The sequence below is a fragment of the Dolichospermum sp. UHCC 0352 genome (assembly GCF_009711925.1).
Taxonomy (GTDB): domain Bacteria; phylum Cyanobacteriota; class Cyanobacteriia; order Cyanobacteriales; family Nostocaceae; genus Dolichospermum; species Dolichospermum lemmermannii.
The window spans coordinates 1-15,846 of the sequence record NZ_VIKY01000218.1 but is presented as its reverse complement, the minus strand read 5'-3'; the positions used below and the strand labels follow the sequence as shown (position 1 = coordinate 15,846).

The 15,846-nt window shown below is 39.6% G+C and carries 15 protein-coding genes; 4 read left to right on the top strand and 11 right to left on the bottom strand.

Going from position 1 to position 15,846, the window contains the following annotated elements:
* Positions 1 to 44: 44 nt before the first annotated feature.
* The 5 genes from FJR06_RS15375 to FJR06_RS15355 all read right to left on the bottom strand — a co-directional run bounded on the left by FJR06_RS15375 (position 45) and on the right by FJR06_RS15355 (position 4,347).
* Positions 45 to 239: a hypothetical protein gene (locus tag FJR06_RS15375; protein ID WP_323294571.1), complete on the bottom strand. Its 195-nt coding sequence runs from the start codon at positions 237 to 239 to the stop codon at positions 45 to 47.
* Between the two features lie 59 nt (positions 240 to 298).
* On the bottom strand, positions 299 to 1,459 hold the full coding sequence (locus FJR06_RS15370; RefSeq protein WP_015083608.1) for a glycosyltransferase family 1 protein: 1,161 nt from the start codon (positions 1,457 to 1,459) through the stop codon (positions 299 to 301).
* 165 nt (positions 1,460 to 1,624) lie between these two features.
* Positions 1,625 to 2,779 (bottom strand): NAD-dependent epimerase/dehydratase family protein, encoded by a 1,155-nt coding sequence (locus tag FJR06_RS15365; RefSeq protein ID WP_148762415.1) that lies wholly within the window; start codon positions 2,777 to 2,779, stop codon positions 1,625 to 1,627.
* 400 nt (positions 2,780 to 3,179) lie between these two features.
* Positions 3,180 to 3,686: a hypothetical protein gene (locus FJR06_RS15360; protein ID WP_168651740.1), complete on the bottom strand. Its 507-nt coding sequence runs from the start codon at positions 3,684 to 3,686 to the stop codon at positions 3,180 to 3,182.
* 10 nt (positions 3,687 to 3,696) lie between these two features.
* Positions 3,697 to 4,347: a patatin-like phospholipase family protein gene (locus FJR06_RS15355; protein WP_168651739.1), complete on the bottom strand. Its 651-nt coding sequence runs from the start codon at positions 4,345 to 4,347 to the stop codon at positions 3,697 to 3,699.
* Between the two features lie 21 nt (positions 4,348 to 4,368).
* Between FJR06_RS15355 and FJR06_RS24730 the strand changes: the two genes are divergently transcribed.
* Together FJR06_RS24730 and FJR06_RS15350 are read left to right on the top strand one after the other, a co-directional pair.
* The gene (locus FJR06_RS24730; protein ID WP_256369510.1) at positions 4,369 to 4,497 is read left to right on the top strand and encodes a hypothetical protein; all 129 of its coding nucleotides are present in this window, start codon (positions 4,369 to 4,371) and stop codon (positions 4,495 to 4,497) included.
* A gap of 3 nt (positions 4,498 to 4,500) precedes the next feature.
* The gene (locus tag FJR06_RS15350; protein ID WP_041458605.1) at positions 4,501 to 4,731 is read left to right on the top strand and encodes a dephospho-CoA kinase; all 231 of its coding nucleotides are present in this window, start codon (positions 4,501 to 4,503) and stop codon (positions 4,729 to 4,731) included.
* A 116-nt stretch (positions 4,732 to 4,847) separates the two neighbouring features.
* Here FJR06_RS15350 and FJR06_RS15345 read toward each other — a convergent pair whose 3' ends face one another.
* From FJR06_RS15345 to FJR06_RS15335, 3 genes are all read right to left on the bottom strand, one after another.
* Positions 4,848 to 6,203, bottom strand: a complete 1,356-nt coding sequence (locus FJR06_RS15345) for an aminopeptidase P family protein (protein ID WP_168651738.1) — start codon at positions 6,201 to 6,203, stop codon at positions 4,848 to 4,850.
* An 89-nt stretch (positions 6,204 to 6,292) separates the two neighbouring features.
* Positions 6,293 to 7,198, bottom strand: coding sequence for a 16S rRNA (cytosine(1402)-N(4))-methyltransferase RsmH (rsmH, locus tag FJR06_RS15340; protein ID WP_168651737.1), 906 nt, complete (start codon positions 7,196 to 7,198; stop codon positions 6,293 to 6,295).
* Between the two features lie 71 nt (positions 7,199 to 7,269).
* The gene (locus tag FJR06_RS15335; RefSeq protein ID WP_168651736.1) at positions 7,270 to 10,461 is read right to left on the bottom strand and encodes a type ISP restriction/modification enzyme; all 3,192 of its coding nucleotides are present in this window, start codon (positions 10,459 to 10,461) and stop codon (positions 7,270 to 7,272) included.
* 453 nt (positions 10,462 to 10,914) lie between these two features.
* Here FJR06_RS15335 and FJR06_RS15330 point away from each other — a divergent pair, with 453 nt between their 5' ends.
* The gene (locus tag FJR06_RS15330; protein ID WP_015083614.1) at positions 10,915 to 12,099 is read left to right on the top strand and encodes an NAD(P)H-quinone oxidoreductase subunit H; all 1,185 of its coding nucleotides are present in this window, start codon (positions 10,915 to 10,917) and stop codon (positions 12,097 to 12,099) included.
* A gap of 156 nt (positions 12,100 to 12,255) precedes the next feature.
* Here the strand turns inward: FJR06_RS15330 and FJR06_RS15325 are convergent, their stop codons facing one another.
* The 3 genes from FJR06_RS15325 to purT form a co-directional block, all read right to left on the bottom strand.
* Positions 12,256 to 12,909, bottom strand: coding sequence for a hypothetical protein (locus FJR06_RS15325; protein ID WP_148760878.1), 654 nt, complete (start codon positions 12,907 to 12,909; stop codon positions 12,256 to 12,258).
* A gap of 197 nt (positions 12,910 to 13,106) precedes the next feature.
* The gene (gene thiD / locus FJR06_RS15320; RefSeq protein WP_168651735.1) at positions 13,107 to 13,925 is read right to left on the bottom strand and encodes a bifunctional hydroxymethylpyrimidine kinase/phosphomethylpyrimidine kinase; all 819 of its coding nucleotides are present in this window, start codon (positions 13,923 to 13,925) and stop codon (positions 13,107 to 13,109) included.
* A gap of 30 nt (positions 13,926 to 13,955) precedes the next feature.
* Positions 13,956 to 15,125 carry a formate-dependent phosphoribosylglycinamide formyltransferase gene (purT, locus tag FJR06_RS15315; RefSeq protein ID WP_015083617.1) on the bottom strand — a complete coding sequence of 390 codons (1,170 nt, stop codon included), beginning with the start codon at positions 15,123 to 15,125 and terminating at the stop codon, positions 13,956 to 13,958.
* A 138-nt stretch (positions 15,126 to 15,263) separates the two neighbouring features.
* Between purT and FJR06_RS15310 the strand changes: the two genes are divergently transcribed.
* The gene (locus FJR06_RS15310) at positions 15,264 to 15,743 is read left to right on the top strand and encodes a hypothetical protein (protein WP_015083618.1); all 480 of its coding nucleotides are present in this window, start codon (positions 15,264 to 15,266) and stop codon (positions 15,741 to 15,743) included.
* Positions 15,744 to 15,846: the final 103 nt, after the last annotated feature.

Genomic DNA, 15,846 nt, shown 5'->3' with positions numbered 1-15,846 from the left:
TTTATCTTCCAAATGCTTCGCCCCTACTGACAACGAACAACTGACTATTTCGTGATGATTGTCCAAACACCATCCCAGGACTTTGGTGGCGGTATTTGCTGGTACTTATAGGCGCGCTCTAAATGGATATGAACAGCCTGATTTGTCGGTTCGATGACTTGAGCTAATTTGAAGCGGGCGATCGCTTGGGTAAAATCCCTTAATATATAAGCATTGCGGCCAGCCTGGTAATGGTGCAAAAATTCCTGGCTGTATGCAATTGAATGAGGTGGAAAATTTAGAGAAAAAGCCAGCCCTCTTATTCTCGCTTCTGACTCCTGACTCCTGACTCCTGACTCCTGCTACTATTTAAGATTATTTTTTGATAATAATCTTCAAGTTGTTGTGTAGCCGATGTCCATCCCCATTTTTCTGCTTCTGCACGGGCATTTGTGCGGATAATAGTGATTTCCTCCCGTTGTTTCAACAGACGGATTGTAGCATTAATCGCTTCTTGAATATCGGCTTGCGGATCAAAAAGATATCCATTAACTCCATCTGTAACAATATCAGGGATACCTCCAGAACGGGCTGCTACCACAGGACACCCTGCGGCCATAGCTTCTAGCAGAACTAATCCCAGTGTTTCTGTGCGGGAAGGAAAAATAAAGGCATCAGCACTGGCAAAAGCCGAACCTAATTCTTTACCCATCAGATAACCGACAAAATAAGTATTTGTCCCCGCAAAGTGTTTTTCCAAAGTTTGTCGGTGGGGTCCATCGCCGACTAATGCTAATCTGGCATCAGGAATGGCTTCTAGAATTGGTTTAATACGTTCGATTTCCTTTTCAGCAGAAAGACGACCAACGTACAGTAACAAGGGGCTATCTGGATGATTTTGGGATAAGCGCGATCGCATTTCCGCACTGACTAAATCAGGATGAAATAATTCTGTATCTACTCCCCGTTGCCATAAATCACATCTTTCAATTCCATGGGCTGAAAGTTCCTTTACCATTGCCGTAGAGGTACACAAATTTAACTCAGCCTGATTATGACCAGCTTTAAGCAACTCCCAAAGTAACCCTTCTAACATTCCCAGTCCGTAATGTTGCAGGTATTGGGGCAAGTGGGTATGATAAGAAGCCACTAAAGGAATTTTCAGAACTTTACTATAGAAAATCCCTGATAATCCCAGAACTGCGGGATTAACAACATGAATAATATCTGGTTTAAACTCTTCCAAAGCATGACCAATTGCCGGGCGAGGCAGTGCCATTTTTAACTCAGGATAGAGAGGCAAAGGAAAGCCACTAACTCCGTAAACTTTCGCGCCTTTATGTTCAGTGATGCCACCTTCAGGGGCAAATACCAGAACTTGATTGCCATGACGTTGTAAATGGTCAACAGTATGGCGCAAGCGGGTCACGATGCCATCAACTTTAGGTAAGAAGGTTTCTGTAAATAGAGCAATTCTCATAAAAAGAAGGAGGTAGGAGTCAGGAGTCAGGAGTCAGGAGTCAGGAGTCAGAAGTCAGGAGGTAGGGGCGCAGTTAGGAGTCAGGAGTGGAAAATTAATCTACTGTTGCCTCTTACGCTCTTTCTATCACCTGTCACCTGTCACCTGTCACCTGTCACCTGTCACCTATTTTCTATGCCAAGAGACTTTGGGAAGAATTTGTTTGTGATCAACTCGGTGCTGATACTTGACGGAAAAGTTTAATAGTGAATCAAGTAGAGAATCCGAGAGTAAATGCGGTTGTAAACCCAAATCCAAGAGTTTGGTGTTTTTGGCGTTGAAATAGTGTTCTTCCTTCTCCACTCTGGGGTTGTCTATGTGGTTAATATCCACATTCAGTCCCATAGCGTTACCGGCTTTTTTCACCATCATTGCCAAGTCACCGACGCTAAATAGTTCGGTAAATTGGTTAAACACACGGAATTCTCCTGGTTCGGCAGGATTAGCGATCGCTAATTCAATACATCGCACCGTATCCCGAATATCCAAGAAGCCACGAGTTTGTCCACCTTTACCGTAGACGGTGAGGGGATGTCCTACAGTTGCTTGAATACAGAAGCGATTCAGTGCTGTACCAAATACGCCATCATAATCCAGGCGGTTAATTAACAGTTCGTCCATCCCCGTTTCGTCGGTTAAGACACCGTAAACTATCCCTTGATTTAAGTCTGTAGCCCTTAAACCCCAGATCCGGCAAGCAAAGTGGATATTATGGCTATCATGGACTTTGCTCAAGTGATACATAGAACCAGGCTGCTTAGGATAGGGCAAAGTATCCTTGCGGCCGTTGTGTTCAATCGTGATGTATCCTTCTTCAATGTCAATGTTGGGAGTTCCATACTCACCCATTGTTCCCAATTTCACCAAATGGCAATCTGGGAAATCCTCCCGCATAATGTACAGCAAGTTCAACGTGCCAACCACATTATTGACTTGGGTAAGAACAGCGTGTTCACGGTCAATCATGGAAAATGGCGCTGAACGCTGTTCACCAAAATGCACGATTGCAGTTGGTTGAAATTCGTGTAAGGCTTTGTGCAGAAACTCGTAATTAGTAATATCGCCGATAAACAGATCAATAGACTTGCTAGTCAAATCCTGCCACCGCTGGAGACGTTGCTGAATTGGTGCGATTGGGGTAAGAGTTTCTACACCCAATTCATTATCCCAATGTCGCCGCACCAAACTATCTAAAATTCCAACTTCATAACCTCGATTAGAAAGGTAAAGCGCGGTTGCCCAACCGCAATACCCATCACCACCAATTACCAGGACTTTCATCTTTACCAGTTTTTACTCGCTGATAGCTAAATCTACCAGGTTTTGTGTCCCTTCTTCATCATTAAATTCTCACTAAGACAGGAATCAATTACAGCAGGAGTCACCGAGTCACTGAGTAAAACTGGCTGCTTAGGCTAGGGATAGCTTATTTGTTTGGCTGCAACATTCCTGCCCGGAACTTAAGTTCTGGTCTAAAAGCTAAAGTGCGTTAAAACGCACTCTGGTTAACTCAAAATCAAAAATTATCCTATTTATAAGAGCATCCGGTAAGCGTAAAACGAGCGCGGCTTGGCTCCCTGAGAGTGTCAATATGCTCCAACAGTCGGTTTTAACCGACTTTAACTTTTAGACAGGGAATTTATTCCCTGGCTGGAAGGGGCATCAATTTACGTTAAGTTGACTACTGACTAATTTTATACTCCTGGGCAATGTAGTAAAACAGCCGATAATAATTTTGAAAGTCTTTGCTGCCGCTTTGTCCTTGCCAGTGATACTCCAAGTTCCCTTGGCTAATAGTCAATTTAATCACAGTCACCTTTTCCCCCGCTTCTACAGCCAATACCCCAGAAAACCCCTGATGAGTCCGAAAATTAGGGACTGGCTGAGGATTTTCAGTTAAGGACTTTAATATAGGCTTACTTGCATAAGCGCGAATTTCTACGTTTTTTTTGTTTGGTGAAACTAAAGCAATACCATCACTGTTGTCTGGGTTTCCTAATTGCTGCCAAGTATTCGGATAAGGAAACTCAAAACCATAACGATTATTTCTATATATATTCCATCTTGTCTCTTGAAGCTGGGAGTTATTAGCATTACACCCCCAGGAGATCATCCCTATCCCCACACCCGAAATAATAGCGCACAGCGCCTTGTTTATTTGTACCGCACCCCAAGGCTGTTTCATCATTCAGTTTTAATTAATATATTGGTGAATCGTCTCTTAATCGCTTTGATGTTTCCTGAAGCCGCGCAAAACTTTCTTGGCGCGATCGCTTGATCATCAGTGTTTGTAAAATTGGTTCGAGAATCCGTTTAGCATCTTGATAACCTCGGTTTTGCAAGAGTTGAATCCGTTCGGGACTGAAATCTAGTAATTTGTTAAGACCACCCATATCTTCTGTTGGACGAATTTCAATTATTGTTTGGTTTGGAAATTCATGACGATTCCAAAGTTCACCATTTCCTAAATGAATGACGATCGCATGGGTACAACCGCGATTTGCTAAGGCTTTGAGAGGGACATTATCACCTAGCCAACCATCAACATAATGCTTGTCATCAATCTGGCGCGATTTAAATGCTAAAGGAATAGCAGCACTGGCGAGTAATGTTTGATAAATTTCTTCATCAGTTTTGGCTGATTGGACATGAATATATTCGGCGGATTGTCCAAGATTGGAGGCGATCGCATTGCCTATTGTGGGGACAATCTGACCTGCTTTGTGTGGAGATGGTAAGAAATTGTGTGCTGAAGGAAATGCGGCTACCCAGAGTTCGATTCCTGCTCGCAATTGTTGAGGATTGATTGCATAGCGTAAAAATTTATCCAGTGGGTTGGGATCACACAAAGATGCGTCTTCCTGTGAGAAATGCAAATATTTTGCCAAGGAATGCACGCTATTGGGGAAAAGTTGGTACGGGAGGAATCCGATGGCCGAAAATATGAATATCGGTTACGAGAAGATGGCAGCGAAGAAATTCTGGAAGAAATCCAATGAGATATGCCAGAGTTAATTGTCATTGCTGGTGCTAACGGATCGGGAAAATCTAGTCTAACCAAGTTGTCTGCATCTAATTTACCAGTGATCGATGCCGATGCGATAGCGAAGCGCTCCGTAGGAATCGCTCATGAACTTTCTTCTGAAAATCCAGAATCTGCTGCTTTTGCTGCTGCTAGAAAGGCGATCGCCCAACAATACCTTGGTCAAATTACGAGGGTTCAACGGTTGTAGAAGCATTGTGAATACGACCAAGAGAGGTAAGCTTGGCAAAAATCTGGGCTAATAAAATAGGCTCTGGTTGTTCCGGAAGCATTTTTAATAAATTCACGTTTTTTAGCATACCATATTTAACAAGCAACTAAATCTTCAATAGCACTGGCTTGATTTGGTAATGCGGCTGTTAAAACCTCACTTCCTGATTCTGTAACTAATACATCATCTTCAATGCGAATTCCCCTCACATCTGAAAATTGTGCTAATCGTTCCCAATTGACTAAATCTTGATATTGAGAACGAGTTTTTGGATCATTTAAAATTGCGGGAACTTGATAAAATCCTGGTTCAATTGTCACTAACATTCCTGCACGCAAGGGACGATTTAACCGTAAATAACTTAAACCAAAACGACTACTTCGGCTTCTTCCTTGATCATAGCCGGCAATGTCTCCCAAATCTTCCATATCATGAACATCTAAACCTAAAAGATGCCCAATTCCGTGGGGAAAAAATAAAGCATGAAGATCCATTTTTACTAAATCTTCTGGTTTACCTCGTAAAATTCCTAAATCTACTAAACCTTCAGCAATTGTAGTTGCTGCTAATAGATGAATATCTGCATATTCTACACCAGGAGCTATATTTTGAATACAAGTATCATGGGCAGCTAAAACAATATCATAAATATTTCTTTGGGTAGATGAAAACTTCCCAGAAATAGGCCAAGTGCGGGTAATATCCGCAGCCCAACCCGTCGCGGTTTCCGCACCTACGTCAGCTAAAAGTAAACCTCCTGATTGCAGGGAATGGTAATAATGATTATTGTGTAAAACTTCACCATGAACTGTCACAATACTGGTGTAGGCAGTGGTCATATTTTCACCCATAATTACTGCTTCCATTGCGGCACGGACTTCGGCTTCGAGTTTAGCTGAAGGTGTTGCCGCCATTCCGGCTTTGTGGGCTGTTACACTCACTGCCGCAGCTTTACGTAATTCTACCAAGGCGGCTTCGTCGTGGGTAAGTCGCAGGGAAACAATGGCTTTTGCTAATTCTAAATCAATTCCTGACAGGGGATTTTTTGGTAAAATCCGGCGATTTAAAAGTTGGGTTTGCTGTGTCCAAGTAGTTGCATCTTGTACAGGAAGAGTCGCCACATTTTCTAAATAATTTCCTAATTCTGCCATGGTTTTGGCTTCATCTGCGCCTATTTTGGCAGCAATTTCTTCTCGGCTGGGGGTTTTTCCATGCCACAGGGCGCTACTGGGGTGGGGGTCATCTATAAATAGTTGTAGCTTGCCACTTTCTAGGCGAATGACGGCATTTTCGAGAGGAATTCCGGCGAAATAGAGGAAATGGCTATTGGCGCGGTGGGGGAAGGTATTGGCTGGGAAGTTGCGGGGACTGCTATCACCAGACCAGAGAATGGCGGGAAAGTCTATGATTTCTGCTAGTTTTTGGCGACGGTGACGGAGGGTGTTTTGCATGGGAAATCTAGATTAAGGTTTCGCGCAAAGGCGCTAAGGAGCAAAGGCGCAAAGGAAGAAGGAGCAAAGGAAGAAGGAGTTTAAGGGTGTCAATTATCTATGTTTTTCTTTTCTGCTATTCTCAATTTAGCAGAACGAGAACGGGGGTTTTGTTTTATTTCTTCTTCTGTGGCAATTATGGGTTTTTTTGTCAATATCCTCAATAATGGCGAATTTCTCAAACCATGTTTAACTGGTCTGTCTTCTAAGCTGTGAAAGCTGATTATGGCGATTCTTCCCCCAGGAATCAGGGCGTTTGGGGCTTTTTCTATGAGGGTTTCTAGGACTTTTAATTCGTCGTTGACAGCAATTCGTAAGGCTTGAAAAACACGAGTTGCGGGGTGAATTCTCCCATGTCGGTATTTAGGGGGGACGGAGTATGCGATCGCATTTGCTAATTCTGTAGTAGTATCAAATGGGCGTTTCTCAACTATTCTTCTGGCTATTCTTCTCGAAAGTCTCTCTTCACCATATTTAAAGAAAATATCTGCTAATTCTTTTTCGTCCCATTCATTTATAATATCTCCAGCGGTGAGGGATTGTTGTTGGTTCATTCGCATATCTAAATTTGCGGTATTTCTAAAACTAAAACCTCGTTCTGGATTATCTAAATGATAGGAACTTACTCCTAAATCGGCTAAAATTCCATCATAACTATTTTCGATAAATTGGTAATTGGCAAAGTTGCTATGAATAAATTTGACTCTATCTCCAAATTCTGATAAATTCTCTTTTGCGGCTTTTAAAGCATCTTCATCTTGGTCAACTGCGGTAATTTTCACATCTTCAGCAGTTTCTAATATTAAGCGACTGTGACCACCACCACCAACGGTTAAATCTAAATAATTTCCACCAGGTTGGATATTTAAACCTGTAATCACTTCTTGACTGAGAACGGGAATATGAGAAAATGTAACTTCTTCTAAATCTAGGGGTGTTTGTAAATCTGATTGCATTATAAACTTATTGGTAATTAGTATTTAATTGTAGGGGTTTAGCAATGCTAAACCCCTACTTTTGCAGCATTCTATTCTAACGGAAAACCACCATATTTATCAATGATTTTATCAACATCTTCCATAATCTTTACAGTCTCCGATATGATAGAAATAATATTTTGATAATGGCTAATATCATCAAAATTCAATTCTCTTCCTTTTCTATCTTTTAGCCATTTTTGACAAACTTGATAACCCCCAATGTAAAAATTCCAGATTTGTTGCGGAACTTGATCAAAATACTGTTCAGCATTTATCCAAATTTGTTGATGATTTTCATTATATTTAACTTGTTCCACAATATCAGAACCAGGAATAGGATAGGTAGAAATTTCTGTTCCTGTTTCTTTCATTAAATGATATTTAACTAATTTATCACCTTTGATTACTAATTCCCAGAAAAGCGCAGAATTGGAAGTTAAAGGAACACGCGGAAAATCAATCTTTAAAAATTCAGCGTAACGTTGACGGTAGTTAGGAGAATGAAAGATAGCGTAAATGTAATTAAAAATATCCTCTGGTCCAAAGGTTTGTTTTTTATCTCCTTTTCCATCAAACATAAATTCTAAATCTAGTTTTTGGGAAAATTCACTAATAAATTCTGGGGATAAATTCGGTTTACGTCCTCTAGGTGTATTAGTTGGGATAGAATCAAATAAAGTTGGGGTATCTGTTGGGTAAAGGTAAAGAGGGAAAATATTAACTCCACCTCTTCTAAAAATATTAGTATCAATAGGTTGGTTCGCAACTGATACCAAAGACCATATAGGATCATTTACAGCAATTCCTTGACGACCTAAACCTAAACATAAGTTATCTTTTCTAAAAACATGATCAAGTAATTCTCGTCTATGTCTATCCATTATTAGATCACTATAATAGCAGTAACGCCAATCGAAAGGGCGATATAAACAACTAATTATTTTATCTTTCCATTGGTTATCTAAGCGAATTAATTGACGGACTTTATCTAATCGCCAATCTTGATGATCGTGAATATTATATTTATTGCTATAGTCTTCATTAGATAAATTAGTTTCTCGCAATTCTCTAAATTTTTGAGTAATGCTTTCCTCCTCAAAATCAATAGCAAAATGATCTCTATGGGTTTTTATACCAGCAGCATTCACTAGCATGATATCAATAACTTTCCATCCTTGTTCATACTCTGATGATAAACTGGTATTTTGAGGGTTAAATAAATAAAATTTAGCTTCAGGTTTGACAATTTTCCAATCAGTTGAACTAATATCATTTTCCGCTAACCAATGATACTTACCTCCAACCAACTCCTTATTTTCATAAACCTCCCTCGTACCCCATAAATCAGCATGATAAACCGTTGCTAACTTTTGCTGACTATTTTCATATTTAATAAAAATACTGATTGCTACACCTTGCTGAATATCAAAAACATTTTTGTCTGGTGAACCGTCAGGACAAACTTCTTTCTTCTTACTATTACCATGTAAATCTAAAACATAAATCTCATCAAAAGTTTGCATCAAGTTTTGACGCATTCCCCGAAAAGTGGGATTATCTAAATAACCATGATTCGTAATTAAAGCCACAATACCATAACCCGTTTCTGATACTCGATGTTGAGCAAAACGGATAAACTTTACATAATCATCTAATAATCCTTTCGGGTTTCTTTCTCCTAAAGGTTTACCGTCTACTTGATAATAATCTCTAACTAATCCCACAATCCAAGGGTCAGTATTTATAGATTCATAAGAATAAGGAGGATTTCCTAAAATTACCATCACAGGAACATCTTGTTTTATATCCTTTGCTGCTTCTGCTTCATCTCTAATTCTGTTCATAAAACCATCAGCAGCAGGAATCTGAAAAGCCTCTTGTAAAGTATTTGTTAAATAAATCCTCAACCTTTCCTCAGAACTAAAATCATAACCCAATTCTTGCAACTGTAAAACTAATTTTATATGTGCTACAGTATAAGGTGCCATCAACAATTCAAAACCAAATAATCGGGGTAATAAATGTTGACTCACATAACTTGACCACATCCCCTTTTGATTTTTAAACTTATCATAAATAAAATCAATTACACTGTGCATAAAAGTTCCCGTCCCCACCGCAGGATCTAAAATCAAAACTTGATGAGTTTCGATAGTTCCCTCACCATTGGGATTAGGAATTTTAATCTTTTTAGAATCTGCTAAACCTTTACTAATATTAAACTTATGCTTGAGAATATAATCTACACTTTTAACAATATAATTAACCACAGGTTCAGGAGTATAATAAACCCCTCTTGATTCTCGCATTTTGGGGTCATATTCTGCCAAAAACGTCTCATAAAAATGCACAACAGGGTCTTCTCTGCGGGTACGTTTACCAAAATCCTGGAGAATTTCTGCCATTTCCGTTTGTTGCAGAATATTCGCTAAATTATCCACAGCCCAACTAATTCTATCATCTAAATCAGGTCCGGCTATTTGTCCAAAAATACTTCTTAAAAATGGGTTAGTTTTCGGTAATTTAAAAGCTGCTGTTTCCCGTGAAAAAGTATGAGGATTATCAGTATTACACCGTGCTGCAAATAACCCATAACAAATAGTTTGGGCGTACATATCTGCAAATTGTTCAACGGTTAAATCCTTAATTAATACTCGTTGAAATGACTCCAACTGCTGACGTAACATTCCCCCATGATTTACATCCTGTAAAGCCGTTTTAATTGCATCTCTCATCAATTGTCCTAAACTAGCCATACGTTTAGCTAAATCCTTGGGTGTCGTGACTTGGGGAACTTTAGCTAATAAAAATTGCTGTAAAAGTTGATCAACTGCTTGTATTCCTTCTTTATCAACTTTGATTTTTTTGTTTTTATCAAAAGTTCCTAAAGAAGCAGTTAATTTTAATTCTCCTTGAATATACCAGCGAAACTCTAAATAATCAGTTAAAATCAAATTACCTAAAGCCTGAAAATAACGCCCCATTTGTGAAGTTTTTTCTACTTTCTTGAGAGAAACACCAATATCTTTAGCTTCAATATGACCAACTTCCAAAACACCATTCCTTACCACAAAATCCGGCGCACCGCAAGCTATTCGTTTGGGTTCATTAATAGCTTGAATACCAGAATCTAAAGACTCCATTAACCTCTTCAAAGCAGGACGATAACTATGTTCAGTAGCATTTTGACCTTGATAAACTTGATTAACTTCCTGAAAATAAACTTGTAAATAATTCATAACTAAATCACACCCCTGAAAAAACTCCGTTTCTCTTCCTCCGTGCCTGTAGCGCCTCTGCGTGAGCTAAGATTTAACCATAGATATTAATTAGAGTAATTATAAATTAAATCTATCTTAACTACCAGCAAAATCACCAAGACCTTGATACAATTTTAGTTTAGTCATCCAAACCGCGAAGATTTCTCCCCATTCCCACACCCCCCAGGTACATGAAAAAAATCCAGATTCTCAATCCCTGATATATCAAGCTTCCCTATAATAATTGAAGTAGCGGCACAAAATAAAACATCAAGTCCAAAACCGACTCTGCTATTCTCTCTCCAACGTCACCCTGTAGAGATAATCTAGAAATTATCCCTATAAGCTAAATTTTGGCAGACAATAACAATCGCAGCAGGTTAATCTTAGCGGGTCAATTTACAACATCCACAACGGGAGAACAGCAAATCTATGAGTAGAATAGAAACCCGCACCGAACCAATGGTGCTAAATATGGGACCTCACCACCCCTCAATGCACGGGGTTTTGCGACTAATTATGACCTTAGACGGTGAAGATGTCGTTGACTGTGAACCAGTCATAGGCTACCTACACCGGGGAATGGAGAAAATTGCCGAAAACCGTTCGACAATCATGTACGTTCCCTACGTCAGCCGTTGGGACTACGCTGCGGGGATGTTTAATGAGGCGGTGACAGTCAACGCACCGGAAAAATTAGCAGGTATCACCGTACCCAAACGCGCCAGCTATATCCGCGTGATTATGCTGGAACTAAACCGCATTGCTAACCACCTATTATGGTTTGGTCCGTTCCTCGCTGACGTGGGCGCGCAAACACCCTTTTTCTACCAATTCCGGGAACGGGAAATGATTTATGATCTGTGGGAAGCCGCCACTGGCTACCGCATGGTAAATCACAACTACTTCCGCGTGGGTGGTGTTGCTGCTGATTTACCCTATGGTTGGGTAGATAAGTGTTTAGATTTCTGCGACTATTTTATCCCTAAAGTTGATGAATATGAACGTTTAGTTACCAATAACCCCATTTTCCGCCGCCGCATTGAGGGTTTGGGAACTATTACCCGTGAAGAAGCGATTAACTGGGGACTTTCTGGACCAATGTTACGCGCTTCTGGGGTGAAATGGGATTTACGGAAAGTTGACCACTACGAATGTTACGATGATTTCGATTGGGATGTTCAGTGGGAAACCGTTGGTGATTGTCTTGCTCGTTACATGGTACGGATGCGAGAAATGCGCGAATCTGTAAAAATCATTCGCCAAGCTATTGCAGGATTACCCGGAGGACCCTACGAAAACCTGGAAGCGAAACGGATAATGGCTGGAAAAAAATCTGAATGGGATGCTTTTGATTATCAATACGTTGCTAAAAAAGTTTCTCCTACTTTCAAAGTTCCCAAAGGTGAAATTTACTCCCGCGTCGAAAGTGGAAAAGGAGAATTGGGAATTTATTTAGTTGGTGAAAATAATGTTTTCCCTTGGCGCTGGAAAATCCGCGCCGCAGATTTCAACAATTTGCAGATTCTTCCTCATTTACTGCGGGGAATGAAGGTTGCGGATATCGTTGTTATTCTTGGTAGTATTGACGTAATCATGGGTTCTGTTGATAGGTAATTTTCTGTCAATTTTCATAGGTAGGGGTTTAGCAGTGCTAAACCCCTACACGTCTAGGTTTTTCGTGATTTCGTAAAAGTTCAAATCTCGGTACAAATATAAGTTTCTTACTAATAGGTTGATTCAGCTTTAGATGACTAAACTAGTTAATTTTTTTTAATTTTTAATTGTTGCAGGTTGAATCTGATTTTGGAATAAAGGACGGACAATTAAATATCCAGCCGCAAAACCAGTTAGCATAATGAATATAATAGTAATTACTAGCCATAACCCATTTAATCCTTTTGTCTGAGACTGAGGATTAGGAGAATAACGGACTTTCTTTTCTTCTATCAATACTTTTTCTGATACTGGAAAATTAACATCTTTTGTTGGTGTAACAGACTCCTGACGACCGTTTTGGGGAGGTGTAGCTTTTATTACTGCTTTTCGACGAGGGGTAGTAGGCTGTTGTCGTGGAGGTGCTGTTGTCACGGTTGGCTTATTTGTATATCTCACCTCCTGATGATTACGGGGTGTAGGTTGAGGTAGATATTCTTCCTCGTTATGAGGACACGGTGGTGCGGGAGGGCTGGGTGCTGAAGTCTCAACTAATTTTTTTAGTTCTAAGCAAGATTCAATAACTTTAGTTATTTCTTGACGCAGTTGTTGATTTTCCTGGGATAATTTTTGATTATGACTAGTAACTACATTTAGTTTAGATTGTACTGCTTGTAACTCCGCTGTCAATTCTCGGTAAACCCAAAGGGGAACAGAGGGAGGGTAGTTGTTAGGTGGTTGACTATAATTAGATCCTGTAGTTGTTTCCATGGATATTTTAGTATCAAAATACAGTAGTTAGAGTAAGGATAATCAGGAGCAGAATATAGTTATTGATGAAATTATGCCCAAAAATAAGGGAAAAATGCCCGTAACTATTTTTCTGCGTATTTCTGGGATTAAATAATTAAACCTATCAGTATAGTAACTAATTATATGTGATTAATACGACTTTTTAAAAAATTGGTTTATTTGATCAATAATGGGAAAAAGTGGCCTACTGGTCCTTGTCCTTTGCCAATATCTAGAGAATAGGTAAGAGCATTTGTAACATATTCTTTTGCGGCTTGTACTGCTGTCCAGAGGTCTTTACCTAAAGCTAGGTTAGCAGCAATGGCCGCTGATAAAGTACAACCTGTGCCATGAGTATTTTTTGTCTCTACCTGTTTCGTTCTCAAAATCTGCAATTTTTCTCCATTAAACCAAACATCAACACCCCGCAAATTTCCAGACATTCCTCCACCCTTGACTAAAACAGCCTTTACTCCCAATTCCCTGTGCATAATTGCCGCTGCTGCTTGCATATCTGCTAAAGAAGTAATTTCTAACCCGCTTAAAATCTGCGCTTCATAGCGATTTGGAGTAATAATAGATGCTAAGGGAATCAGAGTATTCCGTAAAGTTTGCACGGCATCATCATCAATTAATTGCGCTCCTGTGCGTGATACCATCACAGGATCAACTACTAAATTATTAATTTTATAAGCTGCTATTTGCTGGGCTACAGCCAAGATAATTTCTTGGTTAAGTAACATTCCCGTTTTTGCAGATTGTACGCCAATGTCCTCTACAACCGCCTGAATTTGGGCGACAACAGCATCGGATGCGATCGCATCAACCCTGCTGACTCCTACAGTATTTTGGGCTGTAATGCAGGTAATAGCACTTGTTCCGTGGACGCAGTGAAAAGCAAAAGTCCGTAAATCGGTTTGAATTCCCGCACCCCCACCACTATCAGAACCGGCAATTGTTAAAGCAGCAGGGACGAAAGTTTTGTTTGTTGTCATGATATAGTTTCAATATTAAAAATAAATATATCAATTTATTTTCACCTGACTAGCTGCTTTTGTAGCCTTTTCTCTAGCTTCGGAAATATCCCCACCTTTTGCTAAAGCTACCCCCATACGACGATAAGGATGAGCCGTAGGTTTACCAAATAACTTAATATCTACATCTTTTTCGGCTAAAGCTTCAGCTACACCAGTAAAAGTAATAGAATCAGACTTTTCGGCAGCTAAAATTACCGCACTTGCTGAAAATCCTAACTGTTCAATATGGGGAATTGGTAAACCTAAAATGGCTCGGAGATGTAATTCAAATTCATTCAAATTCTGAGAAATTAATGTCACCATTCCTGTATCATGAGGTCGAGGAGACAGTTCCGAAAAAATCACTTCATCTTTAGTAATGAAAAACTCAACACCAAAAATTCCCGCACCACCCAAAGCATCAGTAACTTTTTTGGCAATTTCTTGAGATGCTAAAATTTTATCTTCAGAAATAGCTGCGGGTTGCCAAGATTCTTGATAATCTCCTCTTTCTTGACGGTGGCCAATGGGATTACAAAAAATTGTGGGTGCGTTCCATTGTTTAATTGTCAGTAAAGTAATTTCAATTTCAAAATTAATGAATTCTTCAACAATTACCTTTTGGCTATCACCACGAGAATTAGAAATGGCATAATTCCAAGCTTTTGCGACTTCGCTGCTGTCATTAACTACAGATTGACCTTTTCCTGAAGATGACATCACAGGTTTTACAACATTAGGAAAACCAATTTCTTCGGAAATGATAATTAATTCTTCTAAAGTAACAGCATAACCATATTTAGCAGTTCTAATTCCTAATTCTTGATGTGCTAATTCTCTAATTCTGTCGCGGTTCATCGTGTAGTTAGTCGCCGCTGCTGTGGGAATAACTGTAATTCCTCTTTGCTCAAATTCTTGTAATTTTTCAGTTCTAATTGCTTCAATTTCAGGAATAATAAAATCGGGCTGATGTTTATTTACGACTGCTTCTAAATCATCAGCACTCAGCATAGAGATAACTTCTGCACAATCAGCCACCTGCATCGCCGGAGCATCGGCATATCTGTCCACAGCAATGATATAATTGCCTAAACGTTGAGCAGCAATTACAAATTCTTTTCCTAGTTCACCTGAACCAAGCAGCATTAATTTCTGGGGTAGTTTTAGTGCCTTAATCATGAATTAGATAATTTTTTATAGGTAGATGGGGTATATTCTACATTATTTTGCCTGTATTTTGATAAACAACTGTTCCTAAAGCAACTCCTTCCCCTCCTGCTCATCCTCCTGAACTATTAACTACACTTAACTAAAATAATGACCGAAAATATTGATAACTCCACCCATTTAACACAAAAATGGTTAGCCGAAATTCAGTCTCTGACACAACAGATGACGAAATTTCAGCGTGAACGAGATGAAGCTTGGGAAAGTTCGCAAAAATGGCGACAACTTTATAATACCGAAGCAGAGCAACGACGTGCAGATACGAAAATGCACCAGGAAGCCATAGCATCTGTAAAAGCTGAAGAACAAAAATTTTTAGGTGTCAATACTGAAATAGGTACTGACAGCACCACAGCTATTCAGCAACAAATTGCCCAATTTAATTCTATAGAAGAGTTACAAACTCAATTATTAGAAGTTATTCAAGAACGTGATTATTTATTACAAGCTTTGAAACTAGAGCAAGAAAATCACGCTCAAACCCGCAAAGGTCTGACTACAGCCTTAGGGGATGCTATTGATAGTCTGGCACGTTCCAGGGCAGATAGGAAGGATGCAGAGGTCTTATGAAAGTTTTTCCAGAAAACCATAGGATTTAGTTGACACTCTCCGGTCTAAAGACGCGGAGATTCTATAGAGAGTTTCAGTCTATATCCCTCAGTTATCCCAGTTT